At 39.0% G+C, this 4731-nt stretch carries 3 protein-coding genes; 2 read left to right on the top strand and 1 reads right to left on the bottom strand.

The features are described 5' to 3' along the window. Window positions 1–563: 563 nt before the first annotated feature. Together ACE198_RS27675 and murC are read left to right on the top strand one after the other, a co-directional pair. Window positions 564–2840 carry a DNA translocase FtsK gene (locus tag ACE198_RS27675; RefSeq protein ID WP_483870789.1) on the top strand — a complete coding sequence of 759 codons (2277 nt, stop codon included), beginning with the start codon at window positions 564–566 and terminating at the stop codon, window positions 2838–2840. A 232-nt stretch (window positions 2841–3072) separates the two neighbouring features. Beyond that, a complete protein-coding gene (gene murC / locus ACE198_RS27670; RefSeq protein ID WP_098574549.1) occupies window positions 3073–4374 on the top strand; it encodes a UDP-N-acetylmuramate--L-alanine ligase in 1302 nt (433 codons plus the stop codon). On the opposite strand, the gene ACE198_RS27665 is transcribed toward murC, so the two are convergent. Then, a complete protein-coding gene (locus ACE198_RS27665; protein ID WP_251460185.1) occupies window positions 4367–4600 on the bottom strand; it encodes a hypothetical protein in 234 nt (77 codons plus the stop codon). The genes murC and ACE198_RS27665 overlap by 8 nt on opposite strands. Window positions 4601–4731 lie beyond the last annotated feature (131 nt).

Raw genomic sequence — 4731 nt, 5'->3', positions numbered from 1 at the left:
GCTCCCCGAACCGCCCGCGGAAAGCGAAGCCGCCTGGAACGGAAATCAACAGACTAGTTTAATGTAGCCAAACAAAAAAGACTGTCGATTTAAAACCCGAAATCCTTCGGATTTGTCGACAGTCTGGGATCACATTCACAGTGATCTTTTTTCATTGAACTATTTTCACAGAGTGTATTTTGCCTCATTTATAAGAATTATGTCGATAAAATCTAAAAAACTGATAAAATAAAGTGATAGATTTAAAGTAGTTAGTAGAAAGAGTGATAGTTTTGAGCTGGTTCCAAAACCTATTTCAAAAATTAAGAAAAGAAGAAGATGATGAATTTGAGAGTTACTTAATACATAAACAAGAAGGCCAGCCGTTTCTAAACAAAAAAGAAAATTTTAAGGATTTAGAGACCAAGGTGTCCTATCAGTACCCAAAAGGCAGTAATCATCCTTTTCATCCGCCAAAACTTAAGGAAACACCAAAGGAAAAAGAACAAACATTACGACAAAAAAGAAAAAATTCCCACCCAGAACCGCCTAAGCGGATCATTAGGGAAAAGCCAGAAGTTCAAATGGTAAAACAGGAAATGCCCAAGAGAATCATTAAGGAAAAGCAAGAAGTTCAAACGGTAATTCAGGAAATGCCTAAACTTAAAAAAGAACCATCTCTGAAGAAGAACGGTACCTTCCAACCGACAGAAATTCCTTCTCCCGTTTTTGGGTTTAATCGGCCCAAGAATACGGATAAAATTGTCGAGCATGAATTAAGCCGCTTTTTAGAAGAGAATGAAGGAAGTCTGGTTGACAGTCCAACTGCTTCAGAAGTGATGACAACTGAAATAGAAAGCACTAAACAATCAGAAATTGACATGGAAATTTTCGAAGTGGAAACAATTCCTGGAGAAATGATTCAAAAAGTAACCGTAGTAGAAGCACTGGATGAAGACTCACATGAAGAGGTTAAAGAATTAATAGCAGCAGCAAACGATTCAAATGATGCAGAAGAGGATTTACCTGAACTAGAGACCTTATTAGAACCAGAGTCCGAATCAGAACTAGAGATTATCTCAGAACCAGAGACTAACTTAGGATTAGAGATCATCTCAGAACCAGATACCAATTCAGGATTAGAGATTATCCAAGAACTAGAGACCAACTCAGGATTAGAGATCATCTCAGAACCTGAGGCCATCTTGGAACTAGAGGCAGCACCAGAACCCACAGTACCAAAGCGTTCCCATTTGCCATTTAATGTGATGATGTTAAAACAAGATAAACAAAAATGGGAAGAGCGAAAGAGAAATAGGGGATCGGAAGCACAAGTTGTGCGGTCACAAGAACATGTGCCTCCTGAACAAAATAACCAAGTGATTGACCTATTCCCAAAAAAGGAAGAAGTCATCCAAAATAAACCAGATGATACTGATTATGTGCTGCCAACATCTAGTTTGCTAAACCCTCCTGTGACAGTGGGGAATGATATGAAATGGTTATTAGAGCAAGAGGAAATATTAAACGAAACCTTAAAAAACTTTAATGTGGGGGCTAGTGTCGTTAATGTAACACAGGGACCTTCAGTAACTCGTTTTGAAGTTCAGCCGGAGCCAGGTGTTAAGGTAAACAAAATTACCAATTTAACGGATGATATTAAGTTAAGCCTTGCTGCTAGAGATATTAGGATGGAGGCCCCCATCCCAGGAAAGCATACGATTGGGATTGAAGTTCCCAACCAAAAGTCACGTCCTGTATTCATTAACGAAATTATTCAAAGTAGTACTTTCAAAGAATCAAGCTCTCCCTTAACAGCTGTGCTTGGTCTGGATATTGCCGGAAAGCCGATTGTCACAGACTTAAAGAAAATGCCGCACGGTTTGATTGCTGGTGCAACAGGATCAGGGAAGAGTGTGTGCATTAACACGATTTTAGTTAGCTTACTTTTTAAAGCCAGTCCTGAAGACTTAAAGCTATTATTAATTGATCCAAAAATGGTCGAACTCGCACCATACAACCGTATTCCGCATCTTGTCAGTCCAGTTATTACGGATGTTAAGGCGGCGACAGCTGCTTTAAAATGGGCGGTCGATGAAATGGAAAGACGCTACGAATTGTTTGCCCATACCGGTGTTCGTGACATTAATCGCTTTAACGAACTGGCAATAAAGCATAAACAGTATGCAGACAAACTTCCATTTATTGTGATTATTATTGATGAATTAGCTGACTTAATGATGATGTCACCAGCAGATGTGGAAGAAGCAATTTGTAGAATTGCTCAAAAAGCAAGAGCTTGTGGGATTCATTTAATAGTCGCCACACAAAGGCCATCAGTGGATGTAATAACCGGCTTAATTAAAGCCAATATTCCTACCCGAATCGCCTTTTCTGTTTCTTCTCAAGTGGATTCACGCACGATCATAGATATTAGTGGGGCAGAAAAGTTACTCGGCCGCGGTGATATGCTATTTTTAGAAAATGGCTCATCTAAGCCTGTCCGTTTGCAGGGAACGTTTGTCTCGGATGAAGAAATTGATCTGGTCGTAGGTCATGTAAGGGAACAGCGAGAACCAGATTACTTGTTTGAGCAAGAGGAATTATTGAAAAAAGCTCAAGTATCGGAAACAGAAGATGAACTTTTTTATGAGGCCTGTGAATTTATCATTGATCAAGGTGGAGCATCAACATCAAGTCTGCAAAGGCGTTTTAAAATAGGCTATAATCGTGCAGCAAGATTGATGGATATGCTTGAGACTAGTGGCTATATTACTAGTGCAAATGGAAGCAAAGCGCGTGAAGTATTAATTACCCATGCAGATTTAGAATCGATTTTAGAGGCTAATGCAAATAATTAATTGATAGTATTCTTTCATGACTAGGACAAATAATATATAGTGAAATAACTAGTCAGAATCTAAAGAATTTGTTTACAAATAGTTTTTCAGTGTGATTAATGATATAATAATTAAATATGTTTTTTAGAGGTTATTGAAATTATAGTGTACAATAGCTCTCTGTTTTCTTGTTAGCAAATACAGACAGATGTCATATACTGTTCTACAGATAGACGTTGTTGGAGGTTCTTCTATGACTATTTACCATTTTGTCGGTATAAAGGGGTCTGGAATGAGTGCACTCGCACAAGTTCTACATGATATGAAATTTCAGGTGCAAGGCTCCGATGTCGAAAAGCGCTTTTTTACACAACTGGCCCTTGAGCAATCAGGGATTACGATTCTTCCTTTCCAAAAGGAAAATATCAAGCCAGGAATGACGATAATTGCAGGGAATGCTTTTCCGGATACACATGAGGAAATACAGGAAGCGATGAAACTTGGGCTTCCTATTGTGCGTTACCATCGCTTTTTGGGTGACTTTATGCAAAACTTTACAAGTGTGGCAGTTACTGGTGCGCATGGAAAGACGTCTACAACAGGCCTGCTTGCCCATGTGATGGAAGGAGCTAAGCCAACATCATTTTTAATTGGTGATGGGACTGGTAAAGGAAAAGAAGGCTCAGAATATTTTGTATTTGAAGCTTGTGAATACAGAAGGCACTTCTTGTCTTACTTCCCTGACTATGCAATTATGACGAATATTGATTTTGATCATCCTGATTATTTTGCAAATATTGATGATGTCTTTTCAGCGTTTCAAGAGATGGCCATCCAAGTGAAAAAAGGAATATTTGCTTATGGTGATGATGAACAGCTTCAGAAAATTCAGGCAAAGGTTCCCGTTTTGTTTTATGGTTTTGGCGATGAAAATGATTATCAAGCAAAAAATCTTGTGAAGACAACTACTGGAACGACGTTTGATGTCTTCATTCGTAATACATTCTATGACACATTCACCATTCCAACTTTCGGCGATCATAGTGTATTAAACGCACTTGCCGTTATCGGTTTGTGTCATTATGAAGAAATTAGTGTAGAAATAGTCAAGAACGAATTAATTACCTTTCAAGGTGTAAAGAGAAGATTTTCAGAAAAAAGAATCGGTTCACAAATATTAATCGATGATTATGCCCATCATCCGACTGAAATTAAAGCAACAATTGATGCGGCAAAGCAAAAATATCCCGACCGTAAAATTGTGGCTGTATTCCAACCACATACTTTTTCGCGAACTCAAGCGTTTCTTGAAGACTTTGCCAAAAGTTTAAGAGAAGCAGATAAAGCCTATTTATGTGAGATTTTTGGGTCTGCTCGTGAAAATCATGGGAAACTAACTATCAAGGACCTTCAAGCAAGAATCGAAGGATCTGAAGTCATTACGGAAGAGCATACTTCGGTTTTAAATGACTATGACAATAGCGTCATTATTTTTATGGGTGCTGGTGACATTCAAAAGTTCCAGGAATCCTACGAAAAACAGTCAGCTAAATAATAAAGAAAGGATGCCAGCAAGTTGTTGGCATCCTTTCTTTTATTTTGGCTGTGTTAAACTTGTCTGTTGATTTGCGTTCCAGGCACTTCGCTTTCCGCGGGCGTGCCGGGGAGCCTCCTCGTCGCTTTGCTCCTGCGGGGTCTCCCCTGCCCCGTACTCCCGCAGGAGTCTTCGTGCCTTCCTCTCCAATCAACAGAGTGCCAAAATAAATATTAACCTTTAACACAACCTTTCGTATTATAAGGTTAACCAGATAAGAAAATATTTCTGGTTGACCTTTATTTATATGGTCTTATTATAACAGTAGCCAGGGTAGAACGTCCGCACCCGTGGGACTTTGATCCCGTCAAGTAAACC

It is taken from the genome of Neobacillus sp. KR4-4 (assembly GCF_042136325.1).
Classification (GTDB): Bacteria; Bacillota; Bacilli; order Bacillales; family Cytobacillaceae; genus Neobacillus.
The sequence above is the reverse complement of the archived record's forward strand: the minus strand, read 5'-3'. Positions and strand labels throughout refer to the sequence as shown.